This window comes from Ornithinimicrobium sp. (genome assembly GCF_051004135.1).
GTDB lineage: Bacteria > Actinomycetota > Actinomycetes > Actinomycetales > Dermatophilaceae > Ornithinicoccus.
Genome location: NZ_JBPCKQ010000117.1, coordinates 1 through 20,257, shown reverse-complemented (window position 1 = coordinate 20,257; position 20,257 = coordinate 1). Strand labels below are relative to the sequence as shown.

General features: G+C 70.9%; 23 protein-coding genes and 1 pseudogene. 9 read left to right on the top strand and 15 right to left on the bottom strand.

Features of this window, described 5'->3' with window-relative positions:
• Nucleotides 1-46 precede the first annotated feature (46 nt).
• Both ACR2FV_RS07500 and ACR2FV_RS07495 read right to left on the bottom strand, forming a co-directional pair.
• The gene (locus ACR2FV_RS07500) at nt 47-841 is read right to left on the bottom strand and encodes a DUF427 domain-containing protein (RefSeq protein WP_434015066.1); all 795 of its coding nucleotides are present in this window, start codon (nt 839-841) and stop codon (nt 47-49) included.
• 9 nt (nt 842-850) lie between these two features.
• Nucleotides 851-2,083 carry a diacylglycerol/lipid kinase family protein gene (locus tag ACR2FV_RS07495; protein WP_434015065.1) on the bottom strand — a complete coding sequence of 411 codons (1,233 nt, stop codon included), beginning with the start codon at nt 2,081-2,083 and terminating at the stop codon, nt 851-853.
• 149 nt (nt 2,084-2,232) lie between these two features.
• On the opposite strand from ACR2FV_RS07495, the gene serS reads away from it, so the two are divergent.
• The 9 genes from serS (at nt 2,233) to ACR2FV_RS07450 (ending at nt 10,305) form a co-directional block, all read left to right on the top strand.
• Nucleotides 2,233-3,510 carry a serine--tRNA ligase gene (serS, locus tag ACR2FV_RS07490; protein ID WP_434015064.1) on the top strand — a complete coding sequence of 426 codons (1,278 nt, stop codon included), beginning with the start codon at nt 2,233-2,235 and terminating at the stop codon, nt 3,508-3,510.
• Between the two features lie 254 nt (nt 3,511-3,764).
• Complete coding sequence (locus tag ACR2FV_RS07485) at nt 3,765-4,565, top strand: DUF7134 domain-containing protein (protein WP_434015092.1); 801 nt, start codon at nt 3,765-3,767, stop codon at nt 4,563-4,565.
• A complete protein-coding gene (locus ACR2FV_RS07480) occupies nt 4,496-5,149 on the top strand; it encodes a sensor histidine kinase (RefSeq protein WP_434015063.1) in 654 nt (217 codons plus the stop codon). Before ACR2FV_RS07485 ends, ACR2FV_RS07480 begins: the two co-directional genes overlap by 70 nt.
• A 10-nt stretch (nt 5,150-5,159) precedes the next feature.
• Nucleotides 5,160-5,714, top strand: coding sequence for a response regulator transcription factor (locus ACR2FV_RS07475; protein ID WP_434015062.1), 555 nt, complete (start codon nt 5,160-5,162; stop codon nt 5,712-5,714).
• Between the two features lie 98 nt (nt 5,715-5,812).
• Nucleotides 5,813-6,694 carry an ABC transporter ATP-binding protein gene (locus ACR2FV_RS07470; RefSeq protein ID WP_434015061.1) on the top strand — a complete coding sequence of 294 codons (882 nt, stop codon included), beginning with the start codon at nt 5,813-5,815 and terminating at the stop codon, nt 6,692-6,694.
• Nucleotides 6,691-7,935 (top strand): ABC transporter permease, encoded by a 1,245-nt coding sequence (locus ACR2FV_RS07465; protein ID WP_434015060.1) that lies wholly within the window; start codon nt 6,691-6,693, stop codon nt 7,933-7,935. Before ACR2FV_RS07470 ends, ACR2FV_RS07465 begins: the two co-directional genes overlap by 4 nt.
• Before the next feature lie 30 nt (nt 7,936-7,965).
• Nucleotides 7,966-8,811 (top strand): HAD family hydrolase, encoded by an 846-nt coding sequence (locus ACR2FV_RS07460; RefSeq protein ID WP_434015059.1) that lies wholly within the window; start codon nt 7,966-7,968, stop codon nt 8,809-8,811.
• Nucleotides 8,808-9,626: a TrmH family RNA methyltransferase gene (locus tag ACR2FV_RS07455; RefSeq protein ID WP_434015058.1), complete on the top strand. Its 819-nt coding sequence runs from the start codon at nt 8,808-8,810 to the stop codon at nt 9,624-9,626. The genes ACR2FV_RS07460 and ACR2FV_RS07455 overlap by 4 nt, the downstream gene beginning before the upstream one ends.
• 43 nt (nt 9,627-9,669) lie before the next feature.
• Nucleotides 9,670-10,305 carry a VOC family protein gene (locus ACR2FV_RS07450; RefSeq protein WP_434015057.1) on the top strand — a complete coding sequence of 212 codons (636 nt, stop codon included), beginning with the start codon at nt 9,670-9,672 and terminating at the stop codon, nt 10,303-10,305.
• A 141-nt stretch (nt 10,306-10,446) separates the two neighbouring features.
• Here the strand turns inward: ACR2FV_RS07450 and ACR2FV_RS07445 are convergent, their stop codons facing one another.
• From ACR2FV_RS07445 to ACR2FV_RS07385, 13 genes and pseudogenes are all read right to left on the bottom strand, one after another.
• On the bottom strand, nt 10,447-12,672 hold the full coding sequence (locus ACR2FV_RS07445) for a heavy metal translocating P-type ATPase (protein WP_434015056.1): 2,226 nt from the start codon (nt 12,670-12,672) through the stop codon (nt 10,447-10,449).
• A gap of 68 nt (nt 12,673-12,740) precedes the next feature.
• A complete protein-coding gene (locus ACR2FV_RS07440; RefSeq protein ID WP_434015055.1) occupies nt 12,741-12,965 on the bottom strand; it encodes a heavy-metal-associated domain-containing protein in 225 nt (74 codons plus the stop codon).
• 117 nt (nt 12,966-13,082) lie between these two features.
• Entirely contained in the window at nt 13,083-13,364 is a 282-nt protein-coding gene (locus tag ACR2FV_RS07435; RefSeq protein WP_434015091.1) for a metal-sensitive transcriptional regulator, read from the bottom strand.
• Between the two features lie 52 nt (nt 13,365-13,416).
• Complete coding sequence (gene purB / locus ACR2FV_RS07430; protein ID WP_434015054.1) at nt 13,417-14,826, bottom strand: adenylosuccinate lyase; 1,410 nt, start codon at nt 14,824-14,826, stop codon at nt 13,417-13,419.
• 167 nt (nt 14,827-14,993) lie between these two features.
• Nucleotides 14,994-15,365, bottom strand: a complete 372-nt coding sequence (locus tag ACR2FV_RS07425; RefSeq protein ID WP_434015053.1) for a hypothetical protein — start codon at nt 15,363-15,365, stop codon at nt 14,994-14,996.
• 29 nt (nt 15,366-15,394) lie between these two features.
• Nucleotides 15,395-15,862, bottom strand: a complete 468-nt coding sequence (locus ACR2FV_RS07420; protein ID WP_434015090.1) for an ATP-binding cassette domain-containing protein — start codon at nt 15,860-15,862, stop codon at nt 15,395-15,397.
• Nucleotides 15,854-15,949: pseudogene (locus ACR2FV_RS07415) on the bottom strand (cytochrome ubiquinol oxidase subunit I); the annotation flags it as partial. The gene ACR2FV_RS07420 and the pseudogene ACR2FV_RS07415, both read right to left, overlap by 9 nt.
• Nucleotides 15,950-16,119: 170 nt before the next feature.
• Nucleotides 16,120-16,563 (bottom strand): M48 family metalloprotease, encoded by a 444-nt coding sequence (locus ACR2FV_RS07410; protein ID WP_434015052.1) that lies wholly within the window; start codon nt 16,561-16,563, stop codon nt 16,120-16,122.
• A complete protein-coding gene (locus tag ACR2FV_RS07405; protein WP_434015051.1) occupies nt 16,553-16,741 on the bottom strand; it encodes a hypothetical protein in 189 nt (62 codons plus the stop codon). Before ACR2FV_RS07405 ends, ACR2FV_RS07410 begins: the two co-directional genes overlap by 11 nt.
• A 54-nt stretch (nt 16,742-16,795) precedes the next feature.
• On the bottom strand, nt 16,796-17,176 hold the full coding sequence (locus tag ACR2FV_RS07400; RefSeq protein WP_434015050.1) for a BlaI/MecI/CopY family transcriptional regulator: 381 nt from the start codon (nt 17,174-17,176) through the stop codon (nt 16,796-16,798).
• Nucleotides 17,177-17,272: 96 nt separating this feature from the next.
• Complete coding sequence (gene galE, locus ACR2FV_RS07395; RefSeq protein WP_434015049.1) at nt 17,273-18,298, bottom strand: UDP-glucose 4-epimerase GalE; 1,026 nt, start codon at nt 18,296-18,298, stop codon at nt 17,273-17,275.
• Nucleotides 18,299-18,326: 28 nt separating this feature from the next.
• Nucleotides 18,327-18,755: a DivIVA domain-containing protein gene (locus tag ACR2FV_RS07390; protein WP_434015048.1), complete on the bottom strand. Its 429-nt coding sequence runs from the start codon at nt 18,753-18,755 to the stop codon at nt 18,327-18,329.
• A 4-nt stretch (nt 18,756-18,759) separates the two neighbouring features.
• Nucleotides 18,760-19,965, bottom strand: coding sequence for a 3-hydroxyacyl-CoA dehydrogenase NAD-binding domain-containing protein (locus tag ACR2FV_RS07385; protein ID WP_434015047.1), 1,206 nt, complete (start codon nt 19,963-19,965; stop codon nt 18,760-18,762).
• Nucleotides 19,966-20,257 lie beyond the last annotated feature (292 nt).

The following is a 20,257-nucleotide window of genomic DNA, read 5'->3' as shown; positions in this document are numbered from 1 at the left end:
ACTCCCGAGCAAATCGCGTCGAGGCCGCGCAAGATCCCGAGCAAAATCAGGGGGTGACCTCGGTGGTGACGCCGTCGGCGAGGAAGCAGAGCATCCCGGCCGCGACCGCCACGTCGGGGTACGGCTCGGCGTAGCTCCAGGCGACGTCGTCGCCCGATCCGTCGGCCAGCGACCAGTAGGTCGAGGTGCCCTTGTAGGGGCAGTGCGTCGTCGTCGGCGAGCGCTCCAACAGGGCGGTGCGCACGTCCTGCGCGGGCAGGTAGAACCGGTTGGGCAGGCCGGTCTCCGACACCACGACGGGTCTGCTGCTCTGCGCCAGCGTGGTGGCCTGCGCCCCGGTCCCCGCCGTCACCCGGACGGTGCGCGACGAGCGACGCGCATCCACCCGGTGATAGGGGTCGCGTAGGTGGCCCTGGACCTGCTCGTCCTCATCGAGCCAGCCATCCATGGACTCGAAGTAGACCGCCTGGTAGCCGCGCAGCCACTGCGCGTCGGCGTGCGGCTCGGGGTAGCCCCACACCGCGTTGTCTGCGGTCCGACTGTCCGCCACCACGCTCCAGTAGGCGGCGTCACCCTTGAACGGACAGTGCGTGGAGTGCTCCGTGCGCTGCAGCAGCGACTGGTCGACGTCCTGCTCCGGGACGTAGAGGACCGGTAGCAGGTTGGACTCGTGCAACAGCCGACCCCGGGTCGTGTCGAGGACGGTGGCATCCCCGAGAACGGCGCGGACCCGCCGCGGGAAGTCGGCGAACAGCAGGCGATGCTTGGGGCCCACGACCTCGTAGTTGGTGTCATCGGGACCTGCGCTGGCCAGGGGTCCGCTGCCGAGGGTGAGAGTCATGACAGCACGCTACGCCGGGACCCGCACCACCAGGCTGCCCGGGTCGACGGTGACGTCCATGCCGACGACGGTGCCCAGGGTGTCGCCGTCGAGCTGGATCTCGATCGGCTTGGACACCCTGATCCGCACCTTGGCGGTCTTGACGTGCTCCACCCGCTCGTGGCCCTTGCGCTGCCGGGTCAGCACCTGGGCCATCACCGCACCCCAGCCCACGACCCCCTTGGGAGAGATGAGCATCAGGTCGGCCACGCCGTCGTCACTCTGGGCGTCGGGCATCAGCACCACCCCACCCTGCAGCCGGCCCACGTTGCCGACGATCACCCCTCGGGCGCGGCGATGGATCCGGGTGCCGTCCTCGAAGTTCGCGTCGACGATGAACTGCGGCCCCTTGAGGTGGCGCGCCCCTGCCACGGCGTAGGCCGGCCAGCCCACCTTGGCCTTCAGCGCCTCCGGAGCGCCGGCCATCACCTCGGCGTCGAAGCCGAGACCGGCCATCACCAGGAAGACGTGGTCCTCGGTCTCCCGCGTGGTCGCACCGGTGTCGGTGTCGTGGTGCCCGGCGGCGTCCTGGGCGTCCACGTTGTCCGACGAGTCGTGCGGATCCTCGTCGCGGGCGCGCAGCTGCTGCTCGCTGGGACGGGTGAGCTGCAGTCGGCAGGTGTCGATCGGCTTGTTGCGACCGGTCAGCGCCACGCTCAGTGCCTTGGTCAGCGAGTCGATGGGAAGCCTCAGGTTGCGTGCCAGCAGGTTGCCGGTGCCCCCCGGCAGCAGACCCATCGGCGTGCCGGTGCCGGACAGCGCCGCGCCGACCGTGCGCACCGTGCCGTCCCCGCCGAGCGGACACACCAGGTCGACCCCGGCCTCCAGTGCCTGCCTGGTCTGCCCCGAGCCGGGATCCTCGATCGTCGTCTCCAGCCAGAGCGGCTCGGCCCACCCTTGCTTCCGGCACGTGCGGGTCAGCGTGGCCCGGACCCGGGACACGTCCTCGAACTTGGTGGGGTTGACGATGATCGCGGCGCGGTGCTCGGTATGCGGTTCGCCCCCGCCGAACGCCGAGCGAGGCGCTCGGCTCGCCCGGTCGGCCTGGGTCGGCTCCCCACGCCGTCGCCGATGCTCGGCGGGATCACGGTGCTCCTGCACCGCGCCGGCCTCGGTGACGACCAGGGTAGCGACGACGCCGAGCAGCACGAGCAGGAGGGCCACGGCGAGGGCCAGCCACACCCAGCTCGATTCGTTGGTCATGAGGGCACCGTATCGGCGTAGCACGCCCACACCGTCACCTCACGGCCCAGGGCGCTGTCGTCCCACCCCCGACGGGTGTTCGGCATACCGTGTTTCCGTCGCCCGGCACACGGCATTTCGTCGCGCGGCGGACGGCATACAGTGTGGCCGTGATCGACATCCGAGCTCTGCGTGACGACCCCGAGCGGGTGCGGGCCAGCCAGCGTGCCCGCGGTGAGGACGAGACGTTGGTCGATGCCGTGCTGGAGGCCGATGCGCGGCACCGCTCGGCGCTGTCCGAGTTCGAGAGCCTGCGGGCCGCGCAGAAGTCGTTCGGCAAGCAGGTCGCGAAGGCCACGGGGGAGGACAAGCAGGCCCTGCTGGCGCAGGCCAAGCAGGATTCCGCCAGGGTCAAGGAGCTGGATCAGCGGTCGGCTGAGGCGGCCGCCGAGCGTGAAGGGGGGTTGCGCCGGATCGGCAACGTCATCATCGACGGCGTTCCGGCCGGCGGCGAGGACGACTACGTCGTGCTCGAGGAACAGGGGGCTCCCCGTGACTTCGCCGCCGAGGGCTTCGAGCCGCGCGACCACCTGGAGCTGGGCACCCTGCTCGGCGGCATCGACATGAGCCGGGGCGCCAAGGTCGCCGGAGCCCGCTTCTACTTCCTGCGCGGAACGCTGGCACGGCTGGAGCTCGCGCTGATGCGGATGGCGTTGGACCGGGCCCTGGCCGCCGGGTTCGAGCAGCTCAGCGTCCCGACGCTGGTGACACCGGAGACGATGGAGGCTGCGGGGTTCCTCGACGCGCACGCCGACGAGGTCTACCGGCTGGCCGCCGACGAGCTTTATCTGACCGGCACCTCCGAGGTCGCACTCGCCGGCTTCCACGCCGGGGAGATCCTGGACCTGAGCCAGGGGCCGCGGCGCTACACCGCGCTGTCGACCTGCTACCGCCGGGAGGCGGGCAGTCACGGCAAGGACACCAAGGGCATCATCCGGGTGCACCAGTTCCAGAAGGTCGAGATGTTCGCCTACGTGCGACCCGAGGACGCCGAGGCCGAGCATGAGCGGATGCTCGATCTGGAGCGCGGGATGCTGGACTCGATGGAGCTGCCCTACCGGGTCATCGACACGGCGGCCGGTGACCTCGGCGGTCCCGCGGCCCGCAAGTTCGACTGCGAGGCGTGGGTGCCGACCCAGGGCCGGCACCGCGAGCTGACCTCGACGTCCAACTGCACGACCTTCCAGGCCCGGCGCCTCAACACCCGCGAGCGCGACCCGCACGGCTCGGGCACCCGGATGGTCGCCACGCTCAACGGGACGATGGCTACCACCCGCTGGCTCGTGGCACTGCTGGAGAACCATCAGCAGGCCGACGGCTCGGTGCGGGTCCCCGAGGCGCTGCAGCCGTATGCCGGTCTGCAGACCCTGGAACCCGTCACTCGCTGATCGCAGTCGGCGGTCGAGCACGAACTCGTTGAACGTGCAGAAACTGCGCCGAGCGCAGACCATCGCCCAGCGTGCAAGAAACTCGCCGAGCGCGCAGACCATCGCCCTGGAGGCCGATGTTCTGCACCTTCGGCAATGGTCTGTTGGGCAGGCGATGCCGACGCCTGATGCGGATGCTGGCCACCGGCGCGGTCTCCGTCGTTCGGGGGAGTCGGTCGGCGGGCCACCCGGCATACCCTGGGCTGGTGGTGACCATGGAGCGGCTCGAGCGGCTGGCCGGTGCCGACACGGGGTGGCAGCGGCCCGAGCCGACCCCGGAGCAGCGGCATGCCGACGTCGGGACCGCCGTGGGGTTCTTGCTCGTCACGGCGTTGGGGGTGGAGCTGCTGCGCTCGATGGGGGCGCTGAGCCAGAGCAATGGCGTCGCGGAGCAGTACGCCGCCGTCGTCAGCGCCGCCCTCCTGCTGGTCTTCCGCCGTTCGCACCCCCTGCCGGTCGCTGCGGGAGCCGCCGCCCACCTGTTGGTGTGCAGCACGCTCGTGCCGTCGGTCGTGGCGACCCTTCCGATGCAGATCCTCTATTTCGTAGCGATCTACAGCGGCGTCGCCTGGGCCCGGGAACGGCGGTCCGTGCCGTATGTCGTGCTGAGCATCGTCGCCGTGACGTACGCCTGGTTCGCGTGGTGGTTCGCGCTCAGCTCGGGCATCCAGGAGCTCTCCGGCAACCTCGCCGAAGAGCAGGTGGGTCTGCTCCCGCCGCTGACGGGAGCCGTGCTGTTCGTGCTGCTCAACAACGTCCTCTTCTTCACCGGGGCGACCGTGCTCGGGCAGGTGGCCTGGCGCGGGCGCATGACACCGCCCAGGTCGTCGAACAGGCCCACACCATCGCGGTGCAGAGTGCGCGGCTGCGCGACCAGGCCGTGGTCGCGGAGCGGCTGCGCATCGCACGCGAGCTGCACGACGTCGTGGCCCACCACGTCTCCGTCATGGGGGTCCAGGCTGCCGCCGCCCGGCGTGTGCTGCGGAGCCAACCCGAGGTGGCCGCGGAGGCGCTGAGTGCTGTCGAGACCTCGTCGCGGGACGCCGTCGGGCAGATGCGCGACCTCCTGGGCACGTTGCGCGCCGGCGAGGAGGCCGCCGATGCCGGCTCACCTGGTGACGCGTCGACCCATGCGGTCGCTGGGTCTGCGTCCCAGCGGTCGCCGGCGCCGAGTCTGGCCGACCTGAGCACGCTGGTCACGCAGGCCGCCACCCCGACCTGCACAGTCGAGCACACCGTGGTGGAGAGCAGCCCCGGCGCGGCGCAGCGGGTGCCGCAGCCGGTGCAGCTGTCCGCATACCGGGTGGTGCAGGAGGCTCTGGCCAACGTGCGCCGGCACTCGACCGCTCGCCGGGCCACGGCGACCGTCCGGGTGGACGAGGCTGCCGGCACGCTCGAGGTGGAGGTCGTCGACGACGGTCGACCCCGCACCGGCACGTCCGGCACGGGCCTGGGGCATCTCGGGATGCGTGAGCGGGCCCAGCATCTGGGCGGCGGCGTCGAGGTCGGCCCCCGGGCCGAGACCGGCTACCGGGTGCGGGTCTGGCTGCCCATCGACGGTGTCCACCGAGCACCGGCCCGGCAGGAGGCGGCGCGATGAGCGCTGAGCGATGACCACCATCCGGGTGTTGCTCGTCGACGACCAACCGCTGCTGCTGTCGGGCTTCTCCCTCATCCTGTCGACCGAGCCCGACATCGACGTCGTCGGCCAGGCCACCGACGGGCAGGCAGCGATCGAGGCCGTGGCCCGGCTGCGCCCCGACGTCGTCCTGATGGACGTGCAGATGCCGGTGCTCGACGGCATCGAGGCCATCCGCGCCGTCGCAGGTGGGCACGCCCTGCTGGCCCCCGAAGTCACCCGCCGGGTGATCAGCAGGATGGTCAACCCCGGCGACGGCCTCGCCCCCTCAACCGATCCTGCTGCCGCGCCACGGCATACTGACGCCACGCTGGCCCGGCTCACCGAACGCGAGCGGGACATCCTTGGCCTCCTCGCCCGGGGGTTGAGCAACGGCGAGATCGCCCGCGAACTGTTCGTCAGTGAGGCCACCGTCAAGACGCACGTGTCCAACGTGCTCGCCAAGCTGGGGGTGCGCGACCGGGTGCAGGCCGTCATCGCCGCCTTCGAGTCCGGGCTAGCCGGCCACTCTCCGCCAAAGGGATGAGCAGGGATCTCCCTCGCGTGGCCGATGCGGCCGCGACCCGGCCTCCGTAGGTTGGTGACACGCCCGCAGCCCAGGGCGCCGACCCCGAAGGAGCAGTCATGCTGCAGATGCGAGGAGCCACCCGGCGCTACGGTGACGTGCTGGCCGTCGACGACGTCACGTTCGAGGTCCCGGCCGGGTCGATGGTCGGTTTCGTCGGGGCCAACGGCGCCGGCAAGACCACGACCATGCGGATGATCATGGGTCTGCTGGCCATGGACGACGGTCAGGTGCACTGGGACGGGCGGCCGATCAGCACGGCCGACCGGTCCCGGTTCGGCTACATGCCCGAGGAGCGCGGGCTCTACCCCAAGCAGCCGGTGCTGGACCAGCTGGTCTACCTCGGCCGGCTGCACGGTATGTCGTCCGGCCAGGCCTCCGCGCGCGCCACCGAGCTGCTCGAGCGGTTCGGCCTCGGCGAGCGGCTGCGCGCCAAGGTCGAGCAGCTCTCGCTCGGCAACCAACAGCGGGCGCAGATCATCGCCTCCGTGTTGGGCGACCCCGTCGCGCTGATCCTGGACGAGCCGTTCAGCGGGCTCGACCCGGCAGCGGTCGACCAGATGTCGCAGCTGCTGCGCGAGCACACCAGCGCCGGGGTGCCGGTGCTGTTCAGCTCCCACCAGCTCGACCTGGTCGACCGGCTGTGCGACTCCATCGTGGTGCTGCACCACGGCAAGGTCGTCGCCGAAGGCACCTCCCACGACCTGCGGTCAGGAGGGCCGCTGCGCTACCGGATCACCCTCGACGGTGACGCCGGGTGGGTCCGGGGAGCGCACGGCATACAGGTCCTCGACGTGGACGGGCCCACTGCGGTGGTGCAGCCGGACAACGAGCAGGCCGCACAACAGCTGCTGAGGCAGGCCGTGCAACTCGGTGGGGTGCGCGACTTCAGCCGGGTCGTGCCGACACTGAGCGAGATCTACCGGGAGGTGGCGGCATGAGCACCACGACGCAGACCGAGTCTCAGCGGGAGCACCGGACCGGCGGTGCCGATGAGGTGCAGCCGTTGACGCGGCCCTGGGCGGTGGTCGCGGGCCGGGAGATCCGGGTCAAGCTGACCGATCGCAACTTCGTGCTGTCGACCGTCTTCACGGTGGTGCTGCTGGCCGCCGTCTTCGGCCTGCAGGCCTTCCTGGCCGGGCAGGCGTCCGCTCCGGAGTACCAGGTCGCGGTCACCGATGAGCAGGGATCAGGCCTGGTCGAGGGCGTGCAGCAGACGCTGCAGGAGGGGACTCCCGACGGCACGGTGGAGTCCGTGCTGATGGATGACCCGGCAGCCGCGCAGGAGGCGGCGCAGGAGGGAGACGTCGACGCCGTGCTCACACAGGCGGACGGCGTCTGGACACTGGGCGCCGACGGCTCCCCCGACGTCGAGCTGCGCCGTGCGGTCACCGAGGCGGTGCGCACCCAGGTGCTGCAGGCCAACGCCGCCACGGCCGGGACCACGCTGACCGAGCTGATGGCGGGCACCGAGGTCAGCACCGTCGACTACTCCGGTCGGGACGACGACGAGCAGCTGGTGCGGGTCGTCGCGGGGATCGCGTTCGGGCTGCTGTTCTACATGGCCTCGCTGCTCTTCGGGCTGAGCATCGCGCAGAGCGTGGTCGAGGAGAAGCAGTCCCGGATCGTGGAGATCCTCACCGCGGCGATCCCGGTGCGGGCCCTGCTCACCGGCAAGGTGCTGGGCAACACGCTGCTGGCCTTCGGGCAGATGGTGCTGCTGGTCGGGGTGGGCCTGATCGGACTCAGCCTCACCGCATACGACCGGTTCCTGCCGATGTTCACCGAGGCGCTGCTGTGGTACCTGCCGTTCTTCCTTTCCGGTTTCGTGGCGCTGGCCTGCATCTGGGCCGCCTTCGGGGCGATGGCCTCCCGGGTGGAGGACCTGCAGTCGACCACCATGCCGCTGACGCTGCTCCTGGTCGCGGTCTTCCTGATCGCCATCAACATCGACGGTGCCTGGAAGGTCGCGGGCTCCTACGTGCCGGTCATGTCCACCATCGTGATGCCGATGCGGCTGTTGGAGGGCGACGCCGCGTGGTGGGAGCCGGTGCTCGCGCTCGCGCTCACGCTGGGCTTCTGTTGGCTGACCGTCCGCCTCGGGGCGCGGCTCTACCGTCGGGCGCTGCTGCAGACGCAGGGGCGGGTCACCTTCGCTCAGGTCCTCCGGCTGGGCGACTGACGTGAGGCAGGTGACCATTAGGCTGACTTCGTGGATGTCACCGCCCGGTCCTTCGTCGGCGCACCCTTGATCGCACTGGACGTGGACGGGACGATCCTGCATCACGACGGTCACCTGTCCGACCAGGTGCGTGACGCGGTGCGTGCGCTGGCCGCAACCCCGGCCCAGGTCATGATCGCCACCGGTCGCTCGGTGCTGGCCACCCTGCCGGTGCTACAGGACTTGGACCTGTTGGTGGACGGGTCGTATGCGGTGTGCTCCAACGGGGCGGTGACGGTCGTCGTGGACTCCGCTGCGGCGGACGGCTTCCGGGTGCACGACGTCGTGACCTTCGACCCCCGGCCTGCGGTCGAGCTGGTGCAGCAGGCGCTGCCTGGGGTGCTGATCGCCGTGGAGGAGGTGGGCCGGGGCTTCAAGGTCAACGAGCTGTTCCCCGAGCCGGAGCTGTCCGGCGAGCAGCGGGCGGTGAGCGCGGCGGAGCTGGTCTCGACTCCGGCCACCCGGGTCACCGTGCGCGACCTGTCGGCCACCCCGGAGGAGTTCGCCGAGGTGGTGGAGCGGATCGGTCTGCACGGCGTCAACTACGCGATCGGCTTCAGCGCATGGCTCGACCTGGCGCCGGAGGGGGTGTCCAAGGCGTCCGCCCTGGAGCACCTGCGGCGGGTCCTGCGCGTCGAGCCGAGCGACACCGTGGCGGTCGGCGACCAACGCAACGACCTGGAGATGCTGCACTGGGCCGCCTGGGGGGTCGCCATGGGGCAGGCGCCGCAGGACGTCGTCGATGCCGCCGACAGCAGCACCGGCACCGTCGAGGAGGACGGCTTGGCCGCCGTGCTCGACGAGGTCCTGGCCACCGTGCGGCTCGGTCGGTCGTGAGCGCCGACCTGGTCATCACCTCCCCGGCCAACCCCCGGCTCAAGGCGCTGGCCGCGCTGCGCCGCCGTGGCGTCCGGGAGGACAAGGGGTTGACCGTGGTGGAGGGCTACGAGGAGCTCGTGCTGGCCCTGGACTCCGGGGTGGTGCCGGTCTCGCTCTACCACTGCCCCGAGCTGATGGGCGACCCGGCGGCCCAGTCCGAGACCGTGGACCGGGTGGCCGAGCTTGGGGCGGAGGTCGTCCAGCTGGCCCGGGTCGCCTTCGAGCGCGCCGCCTACCGGGAGGGGCCGGACGGGTTCCTCGCGGTGGTCCCCTCGATTCGCAGCACCTGCGCCGATCTCGTGGTCCCGGACGACGCCTTCGTGCTGCTGTGCGAGGGGGTGGAGAAGCCGGGCAACCTCGGCGCCATGCTGCGCACCGCCGACGCCGCCGGCGTGCACGCCGTGATCGCCGCCGACCCGGTCACCGACTGGGGCAACCCCAACCTGATCCGCTCGGCCAAAGGCACCGTCTTCTCGGTGCCCGTCGCCGCCGACCCGACGCCGGTGGCGCTGGCCTGGCTCGCGAGCCACGGCATACCCCTGGTCGCTGCCACGCCCGACACCATGACCGATCACACCGATATCTCGTATGCCGGACCCGTCGCCATCGCGGTGGGTGCGGAGAAGCACGGGCTCAGTGAACAGGCACTGGCCGCTGCGACGCACCGGGTGCGGATCCCGATGGTGGGGCAGGCGAACTCGCTCAACGTGGCGACCTCGGCGGCGATCCTGGTCTACGAGGCAGTGCGGCAGCGCCGGGCGCCGATCGGATAGGCGGGGTCCGGGGCGTTGCGCGGGCTGTGTCACGATGAGGCGCATGCGCATCGATCACGTCTGTTATGCGGCCGGGCCCGAGGGCAGCCAGGCCTGTGCGCGCCGGTTGGGTGAGCGGCTCGGGGTGCCCGTCCACGCCGGTGGGGTGCACCCCACCTTCGGCACCCGCAACATGGTGTTGCCGCTGGCCGACCAGCGCTATCTGGAGGTCGTCGAGGTGCTGGACCACCCTGCCTCGGACAAGGCGCCGTTCGGCCAGGCGGTGCGCCGCACCTCCGAGCGTGGCGGTGGCTGGATGGCCTGGGTCGTCGCCGTCGATGACCTGGCCGACATCGAGACCCGGCTGGGCCGCTCATCGGTGGCCGGCCGACGGCATACCCCCGAGGGCGTGGAGCTGAGCTGGCGGCAGCTGGGCGTGAAGTCGCTGCTCGAGGACCCGCAGCTGCCGTTCTTCGTGCGCTGGGACTCCACCGAGCATCACCCCTCGACGCTGGCCGACACCGACGTGTCGCTGTCCAGTCTGCGGATCGCCGGTGACTCAGCGCGGATCCGGGAGTTCCTGGCGCTCGATGAGGAGCCCGGCGAGTGGGAGCGTGACGTCGACTTCGCCTTCGTCGACCGAGAGCCGGCGCTGGAGTCGGTGACCTTCGCGACAGCCGACGGCCCGGTCACCCTCTGACCCACGGACCGATATGCGCGCCAGTGGGGGTTGCGCAGGGTGCGTGCGCGCGCACACCGGTCGGCCCGGACCGATATGCGCGCCAGTGGGGGCTGCGCAGGGTGCGTGCGCGCGCACCACGGTCACCGGCCTGGCGATGGGTCAGCGCGCGTAGCGTCGCAGCCGGAGGCTGTTGAGCACGACGATCACGCTGCTGGCGGCCATGGCGCCCCCGGCGATCATCGGGTTGAGCAGACCGAAGGCGGCCAGCGGGATCGCCGCGGTGTTGTAGCCGAACGCCCAGGCCAGGTTCTGCTTGATGATCCGCAGCGTCTCCCGGGACAGCCCGATGGCGCCGGCCACGGTGTCGAGGTCAGGGCGCATCAGCACGACGTCGGCCGACTCCATCGCCACGTCGGTGCCCGAGCCCATCGCCATGCCCAGGTCGGCCTGGGCAAGGGCGGCCGCGTCGTTGACCCCGTCGCCGACCATCGCGACGACCTTGCCCTGACCCTGCAACCGCTCGATTTCCGCGTGCTTGTCCTGCGGTAGCACCCCGGCCCGCACCTTGTCGGGGTCGATGCCGACCTGAGTGGCCACCGCCCGGGCCGTGTGCTCGTTGTCGCCGGTCAGCAGGTATGGCGTGAGGCCGAGCTCGCGCAGCCGGGCGATCGCCGCGGGGCTGGTCTCGCGGGCCTCATCGGCCACGGTCAGCGCTGCCCGGGCGCTGCCCCCCCAGCCGACCAGCACGGTGCTGCCCTCACCCGCGAGGGCCTCGGTCAGCGTGTCGGGCACGCTGTCGAACAGCGCAGGCTTGCCGACGACGACCTCGGTGTCCTTGATCCGCGCGCGGGCGCCCTGGCCCGGCAGGTTGGTGAAGTCGGTGATCGGCGGCAGTGACAGCCGGGCCTGCCGGCTCCCGTCGATGATCGCCTGCGCGATCGGGTGCTCGCTGCCGGACTCGACGGCGGCGGCCGTCGTGAGCGCGGCCTCCTTGGTCAGCGACCCGTGCACGGTGATCGAGGTGAGCACCGGACGCCCCGCCGTGATGGTGCCGGTCTTGTCCAGCACGACGGTGTCGACCCGACGGGTGCTCTCCAGAATCTGCGGACCTTTGATCAGGATGCCCAGCTGGGCACCGCGGCCGGTGCCGCTGAGCAGTGCGGTCGGGGTCGCCAGCCCGAGGGCGCACGGGCAGGCGATGATCAGGACGGCCACGGCCGGCTCCAGGGCGTCGGCGAAGCCGTTGCCGGTCAGCAGCCAGGCGACGAGCGTGACCAGGGCGACGACCAGGACGGCGGGCACGAACACCGCGGAGACCCGGTCGGCCAGTCGCTGGACGGGAGCCTTGCCGGTCTGCGCCTGCTCGACCAGTCTCGTGATCCGAGCCAAGGTGGTCTCGCTGCCGATCCGGGTGGCCTCGACCACGAGTCGGCCGTGACCGTTGACGGTGGCGCCGACCACCTCACTGCCCGTGCTCACCTCGACCGGCATCGACTCACCGGTCACCATCGAGGTGTCCACGGCGCTGCTGCCGTCGACGACGAGGCCGTCGGTGGCGACCTTCTCACCGGGGCGCACGACGAACCGCATACCCTTCGCCAGCTCCTCGACGGGGATCCGCTGCTCGGTCCACGCGCCGTTGCGGGCGTGGTGGCGCAGCACGGCGACGTCCTTGGCGCCCAGCTGCAGCAGCGAGGTCAGCGCGGACCGACCGGAGGCCTTGGCCCGCGACTCGATGTAGCGGCCGATCAGCAGGAAGGCGGTGACGATCGCGGCGGTCTCGAAGTAGAGGTGCTCGGTGAACCCGGTCAGCAGGGCGACCAGTGACCAACCGTATGCCGCGCTGATCCCGATCGAGACCAGCGTGTCCATCGTGGAGGCCAGGTGGCGGGCGTTGATCACCGCGGCGCGGTGGAACGGCCACGCGGCCCAGGCGTAGACCGGGGTGGTCAGCAGCAGCTGCAGCCACGGACCGGTGGCGCCGAAGGCGTCGCGCACCGGCGGCACCATGGCCAGCAGCAGCACGAGGGACGCCAGCGCCGAGGCGACGATCGCCCGCACCTTCAGGGCGCGGTCGCCGACCAGGTCGTGGTCCATCGGCTCGTGTGTGGTGTCGGTCTTGTCCTCGATGGGGGTCGCGCCGTAGCCGGTCGCCGAGACCGTCGAGAGCAGGTCCTGGACAGTGACCGGGTCGGCGTAGGACACCCTGGCCTTCTCGGTTGCCAGGTTGACGCTGGCCTGCACACCGTCGAGCTTGTTGAGCTTGCGCTCGATGCGGGCCGAGCACGAGGCGCAGGTCATCCCGGTGATGGCCAGGTCGACGTGCTGGCCCCCCGTGTCCGGTGTGCGGGACGTGCTCGGGTCAGTGGTGGCCGGTGTGGTCATGGCTCCTCGAACTGCGATTTGCTAGGGACTTTGCGCCCGTCAGTGACGTTCTGCCAGAGGCATTGCACTCATCGGGTCATGGTGTAGCCGGCCTCGGTGACGGCCACCCGCACGGCATCCTGGTCGAGTTCGCCGACGGAGTCCACCTCCACCGGAGAGTCACCGCCGGCGACCAGGTCGATGCGCACGTCCTGGACGTTGTCGATCTCCTTCAGCTCCTCCGAGACGGCGGACGTGCAGTGCCCGCAGGTCATCCCGCTGACGCTGATCGTGGTGGTCTGGGTCTGGCTCATGCTGATCTCCTCCGTTGGGGGGTTGGGCCGAATCTGCCTGCTGAGGGTACTGCGTCCGCACTCTGCGCCGTGCAGCGAGTCTGCGCCGATTCTCGACAGTGCGCGAGGGGTATCGACTCAGCTGCGGACGAGCCGGGCGATCGCCGCCGAGGCCTCGGTCACCTTCGCCTGGGCCGCCGCGTCGGACTCCTTGGCGGCATCGACGACACAGTGCGAGATGTGGTCCTCCAGCAGGCCGAGACTGACCGCCTGAAGTCCCTTGGTCGCGGCGCTGACCTGGGTCAGCACGTCGATGCAGTAGGTGTCGCCCTCGACCATCCGGGAGATGCCCCGGATCTGACCTTCGATGCGGGCCAGCCTCTTGAGGTAGTCGTCCTTGGACCCGCTGTAACCGTGCACGCTCATCACAACAGCATACCCCCCCGAGGTATTTCGGTCCCCGGCCGCGAGCTCATGGTTGGTTGAGGTGCGCGACCAGCTCCGGGGCCAGCCCGACATACGTGGCGGGAGTCAGCGCGAGCAGCCGTTGCTCCGCCTCCTGCGGCAGCCCCAGGTCGCGCACGAAGTCGCGCAGGTCCGCCCCGGTGATCCGTCGGCCCCGGGTGAGCTCCTTGAGCCGCTCGTAGGGGTTGGCCATGCTCTCGTCGCCCGCCGCGGCCAGGGCGCGCATCACCGACTGCACCGGCTCGGCCAGGACCTCCCAGTTGGCTTCCAGGTCGGCACTCATGGCGGCGGGCACGGCATCCAGCCCGGCCAGGCCCCGCCCGGCGTTGTCGATGGCCAGCAGCGAGTGTCCCAGCGCCGTGCCCACGTTGCGCTGCATCGAGGAGTCGGTCAGGTCGCGCTGCAACCGGGAGGTCACCAGAGTCGAGGCCAGCACGTCGAGGAGCGCGTCGGAGACCTCCAGGTTGGCCTCGGCGTTCTCGAACCGGATCGGGTTGACCTTGTGCGGCATGGTCGAGGAGCCGATGCTGCCCTGCCCGCGCACCTGGGCGAAGTAGCCCAGCGAGATGTAGGACCACAGGTCGGTGCACAGGTTGTGCAGCACCCGGTTGAACCTCGCGACGTCGGCATACAGCTCGGCCTGCCAGTCGTGGCTCTCGATCTGGGTGGTCAGCGGGTTCCAGGTCAGCCCGAGCCCCTCGACGAAACCGCGACTGACCTGCTGCCAGTCGGCGTCCGGGACCGCGGCCAGGTGGGCGCCGTAGGTGCCGGTCGCGCCGTTGAGCTTGCCGAGATACTCCGCGCCCTCGATGCGGCGCAGCTGCCGGGACAGCCGGTGCGCCAGCACGGCCAGCTCCTTGCCCATGGTGGTGGGCGTGGCGGCCTGACCGTGGGTCCGGGCCAGCAGGGGTATGCCGGCCAGCTCGCGAGCCATCCCGCTCACCTGCTCGACCAGGGCCTGGGCGCGGGGCAGCCAGACCTCGGTCATCGCGCCACGGACCATCAGCGCGTAGGACAGGTTGTTGACGTCCTCGGACGTGCACGCGAAGTGCACGAGTTCGCCGATGCCGTCATCGCGCCCCAGCCGGTCGACGAGCCGCCGACGCAGGTAGTACTCGACGGCCTTGACGTCGTGCACCGTCTCGGCCTCGATCGCGGCCAGCTCGACGATGCTGTCGGCGTCGAACTGCTCGATCAGCGCGCGCAGCTCCTGCTGCTCGGACTCGCTCAGGGTGCCCGCGCCCGGGACCACGCCATGTGCGGTCAGATGGATGAGCCACTCGACCTCGACGTGCAGCCGGCAGCGGTTGAGGGCAGCCTCCGACAGGTGCTCGACCAAGGGGGCGACGACCGGACGGTAGCGACCGTCGAGGGTGCCCAGGGCCAGGGGTGGCGAGAGCTCGGCGAGGGAGACCATGGGGTCATCTTCCCAGAGCCGCCCACCCGGCCTGCCGACCCCACCCGCCAACCCGTGCGCAGCCCGCTACGGCCACCCTTGGCGCCACATTGCCTTCCTATACCCATTCGGGAGCAACGCTAAACATCCGAGGTTCGGTCGGCGGGCCGCTCGCCCAGGGGGCCGACTCAGTGCTTGGTGTCGGGGTCGACCTCATCGGCGCGCTGGAAGGTCTCGGTCTGCTGGTCCCGCTCATCGCGGGCCGCAAGCACCGCCTGCTCGGCGCGGGTCTCGAGGTCGCGGGCCTTCCGGTCGGCCCGGTCGGCCCGGCCCCGCAGGTCGTCGGCCTGCTGCCGGGCCAGGGCGGCGCCGTCCCGGAGGTCCTTGGCGGAGGACTCGTGCTCGCCGATCGCCGGGCCACCGGCGCTCGCCTGCTCACGCAGCCTGGAGGCCTTGGCGCGGCCTCGCTTGCGGCGCGTGACGATCCAGACGACGGCCGCGATCACGAGCAGCACCACCAGCGCCGCGAGCAGCCACCACACCCAGCCGTTGTCGCCCATGACCTGTCCTCCTGATCGTCGTCCTGAGGTCAGGTTAGAGGTGTCCGCCCACCGTGACCACCTCGGCTGGTGCAGCAAGAGGCTCGGATGCCTCGAGCGTCGTCCGTCGCCAGGCCCCCGGATCCCACGCCGCCCCCCGCAGGTCGTGCGAGACCATGACGACGCTGCGATCCCCGGTGCGGGTCAGGACCCCCGCCAGCACGGTGCGGGCCGTCCAGATGCGCGGTGGGCTCGTCGAGCAGCACGATGGGCCGCGCGCAGAGCACGGCCCTGGCCAGTGCCAGCCGGGTGCGCTCACCACCGCTGAGACCGGTCAGTGGTGTGTCCAGAGCGTGCGGCAGACCGGCCAGCCAGTCGCTCAACCCGACCGTGCTCAGCGCCTCGCGCACCGCGCGTCCTCCGCGTCGGGGCGCGCCAGCAAGAGGTTGGCCCGCACGGTGCCGACGAAGGCGTGCGGCTCGTCGTCGACCACCGCGACACGAGCGCGGGAGGAGCAGCGAGAGCCCGATCGTGATGGGGACGAAGAAGTAGTGGTAGACGGTCGTGATGCCGAACTGCCACCGTGCGAGGTCCAGTGCTTCCATGGCGCTCCGGTGCTACAGGCTGACGTACTACGTGACGTAGCAAAACTACAGCGAGAGCGCCACCAGAATCCACGGCGCCAGCGCCACGAGTGCGGCCACTGTGACCATCGCCACAGATTGACCGCGTCGCGGGGTGTCGGCATCCGCGATCAGCTCGAGCCGGGTCCGGGTCAGTGCGGCGCCCGTGCAAGCGCCCAGCGCGGCGTCGGGGTGGTCACCGCCCGGTGCAGGACGGTGAACAGCTCCAGCACCAGGTCGTGCCGGGCGCCGAGGTGCGCACGCTCGTGGGCCAGCACCGCGCCGATCTCCTGGGGTCCCAAGCGGTCCAGCACGCCGGCGCTCAGCACGATTCGTTGCTGCTGACCGGGCAGGCAGTATGCGGTGGGGGTGGGGTGGTCGAGCACCCGCAGCCCGTCCTGACGTTGCAGGGCCCGGCTGGGCTGCGCGGGTGCGTCCGGGGTGCCGAGCAGGTCGACGAGGTCCCGGTGGCGACGGCGGCGCTCGCGCAGACCGGTGCCGACGACGTGCCCGCTGCGCAGCAGCTGGATTACATGCCGGCGGTGACCAGGAAGGCCAGGGCGAGCAGCAGCGGCTGCCGGTCGGTCATGCTCCACCACGCCACGGGGCGACCAGCAGGGCGCAGACGCTGGCGGTGAGACTGACCGCCTGCCAGAGCAGGAGCGTCGGCCCGGGGCAGCGCCGGAAGAGCGTCATTGGCGCCAACAATCGCGGGGCGAGTCCGGCCAGAACCACTGCCAAGGTGGCCAGCAACAGCACCGCAAGGACAGTCATGACGCGCCGTGTGCCCACCCACGCCGCGCAGGAGTCACGAGTCGGACCCTCGCTTCAGTGATGCCGGCGCTCGACCTCGGCGAGGGCCTCCCGCAGGTCGGCGAGCTCGTCGGGGCTGGAGTCACCGAGGAAGTGCAGCAGGGCCGCGCGTCGGTCGTCGGTGGCCAGCGACTCCATCCCGGTGCGCATCGAGGCCGCGGTCAGCTCTTCACAGCTGGCGGCTGCGGCGTAGCGCCACGCCCTGCCGTCGCGGGCGCGGGTGACCAGGTCCTTCTTGGCCAAGCGGTCCAGCACGGTCATCACCGTGGTGTAGGCGAGGTCTCGCTCGCGGAGGACCTCGTGCACCTGTCGGACCGTCAGCTCCGGTCCCTGCTGCCACAGCACGTCCATCACGGCGCGCTCAAGATCCCCCAGACCCTTGAAGAGACGCGCCATGCTCGCGATCCTAGCCCGTCCCCTCCTCCACCCTGGGCAACGCCGGTGGCGCCACGTGTGGTGGTGGTCGGCCGGATCGGTCGGGTGTGCGCCGGGTCAGTCCTGCCCGTCGGGGTAGCCCTCGGGGTTGGTCGACTGCCAGCGCCACGTGTCGGCGCACATGTCGACCAGGGTCCGCTCCGCGCGCCAGCCCAGCTCGCGCTCCGCCCGTGCGGGATCGGCATACGACGCGGCGATGTCCCCGGCTCGCCGGGGCGCCACTCGGTAGGGGATGGTGCGTCCGCTGGCCTGCTCGAAGGCACCGATCACCTGGAGCACGCTGCTGCCTCTGCCGGTGCCCAGGTTCCAGGTGGACACCGCGCGGTCGTGCTCGCTGATCCACTGCAGTGCCTCGACGTGGCCGGCTGCCAGGTCCTCCACATGGATGTAGTCGCGGACTCCGGTGCCGTCGACCGTGTCGTAGTCGTCGCCGAAGACGGTCAGCTCCTCGCGCCGCCCCACCGCGACCTGCGCGACATACGGCATCAGGTTGTTGGGTATGCCGGAGGGGTCCTCCCCGATCCGCCCGGAGCCGTGCGCGCCGACCGGGTTGAAGTAGCGCAGCAGGGCCACTCGCCACCGCTCGTCGGTGACGGCGACGTCGCGCAGGATCTGCTCGATCATCACTTTGGTCCAGCCGTAGGGGTTGGTCGCGGACGTCGGCAGGTCCTCGGTCATCGGCACCGGGGCGTGCTCGCCGTAGACCGTCGCCGAAGAGGAGAAGACGATCCGCCACACCCTCTGCTGGGCCATCGCCCGCAGCAGCGAGATCGTGCCGCCGATGTTGTTGGCGTAGTAGTCCAGCGGCTTGGCCACCGACTCGCCGACCGCTTTGGACCCGGCGAAGTGCACCACGGCGTCGATGCGCTCCTGAGCCAGCAGGACATCCAGCTTGTCGCCGTCGGCCAGGTCGAACGCGTGCACCGGCACCGGCTGCCCCGCAAGCTCCTCCAGTCGCCCGACCACGGTCGGCTTGGCGTTGCTGAAGTCGTCGACCACCACCACCTCGTGCCCGGCCCTGAGCAGCTGCAGGACTGTGTGGGAGCCGATGTAGCCGGCACCGCCGGTGACCAGGACGCGCATGCCGCGAGTATGTCAGGGAGGGCGCCGGCTACTGCCCGAGCAGACCCGCCAGAGTGTCCAGGTAGTCGTCGACCTCCGGCTCGGAGTAGCCGCCGAAGTAGGTCCTGCCGAAGATCGCCTCCTCGATCCGGGGCGCCTGCCTGCCCTCGCGCACCGCGACGTCGACGGCCTGCGCGGTCGAGCCGTCGACGTGGCCCTGCTTGCGCAGGTCGTCCAGGAACGCGTCCGCCTCCTGCATGTCGTATCCCCCGAGCTTCACGCGGAAGGACGCCTGCCGGCTGTCCGGCACCGCCTCCCCACGGGCGAGCACGTCGAAGACGTGGCTGAGGTAGGCATCGACCTCAGCGGTGGCGTAACCCCGCTGCAGGCGGCTGGCGGTGAACGTCGGGAGCTCGGCTGCCACCTGCGCAGTCTGCCAGCCCGCCCCGCGGCGCAGGATCAGCGTCAGCGACGACATGCGCTCATCGCATCAGTCCTGGACTTGGCCGGTAGCGCCCCCCGGAGAAGGCCCGGTCCAGCGTCTGCAGGGTATGCCGGACCCGCTCGGCGCCGAGCTCGTGCAACCACTCGTGGGGACCCTTGGGGTAGTTGGTGCCCAGCCGCATCGCGGTGTCGACGTCCTCGGCGCCGGCCACGTCGTGATGCACCAGGTCGACCGCTTCGTTGATGATCATCGCCAGGGTGCGAGCGACCGGATCGGTGGTGACGTCGCCGCCGACCAGCCGCTCGACCAGGGCGTGATCCGGCTCGGCATCCAGCGGGAGGCCTTGCTCGTCGTAGCGGTAGACGCCGTGCCCGGTCTTGCGGCCCAGGCGTCCGGCGGCCACGAGCTGCTGCTGGTATGCCGTGGGCTCGTAGCGCGGGTCGCGGCCGGTCTGCTCCCACACGCTGGTGCCGACGGCGAGGTTGACGTCCTGGCCGATCAGGTCGGTCAGCTCCATCGGGCCCATCCGGAATCCGGCGTGCCCGCGCAGGGCCGTATCGAGGCTGGCGGCGTCGAGGGTGCCGTCGGCGACCATCCGCTGCGCCTCCCCGTAAAACGGCCGGGCGACCCGGTTGACGATGAAGCCGGGGCTCGAGGCGCACTCGACCGGCGTCTTGCCCCAGGCGCGCATCAGCGCGTTGGCGTCGTCGAGCACCTGTCGGGACGAGGCGTCGCCGCGGATGACCTCGACCAGGCGCATCAGCGGTGGTGGGTTGAAGAAGTGCAGCCCGATGACGCGCTCGGGACGGGGCAGTCCCTCGGCGATCGCGGAGATGTCCAAGCTCGAGGTGTTGGTCGCGAGCACGGTCTCGGGAGGCTGGCTGCTGGCCAGGGCGGCGAAGATCTCGCGCTTGACTCCGAGATCCTCCACGACGGCCTCGACGACCAGCCCGGCTGGCGGCAGGTCCGCGACGTCGGTGCCCGCAGGGTGGGGAGAGGCTTTGGCAGAGCCTCGGGACCCCGTGCCCTCCGCTCCGGCGACGTGCAGCCGGCCGATGACGGTCTCGGCCTGCTCGGCGGTGACCCGGCCCTTGTCGGCCATACGGCGCAGCCGGGTGCCGGTGCTGTCGAGGGCTGCCGCCGCCGCGCCCTCCCGGGCGTCGACGACATACACGTCGTGCCCCGCCTGCGCAGCCACCTGAGCGATGCCGGCGCCCATCGCCCCGGCGCCCACCACCGCCACGGGAACCCGCTCCCCACTTCGGCTGGCCCCCGTCGGCGTCTCATCGCTATGGCTCTGCTGTATCACCTCACGCATGCTGCCACGTCGTCCCGAGCAGACAAGGTCATACGGATTGTGCGCTGGGGCGTAACTACTCAGGTGTTCGGCGTGGCGGGTTGATACTGATGTGACTGGTGGGACAGTTGTTAGGTGTCCGATGATCCGCTGCCGCCGATTCCGGCTGAGCCGACGGTGGAGCAGCTGCGGGTGGCTGTGCTGGAGCGGGACACGGTGATCGGGGTCCTGCTGGAGC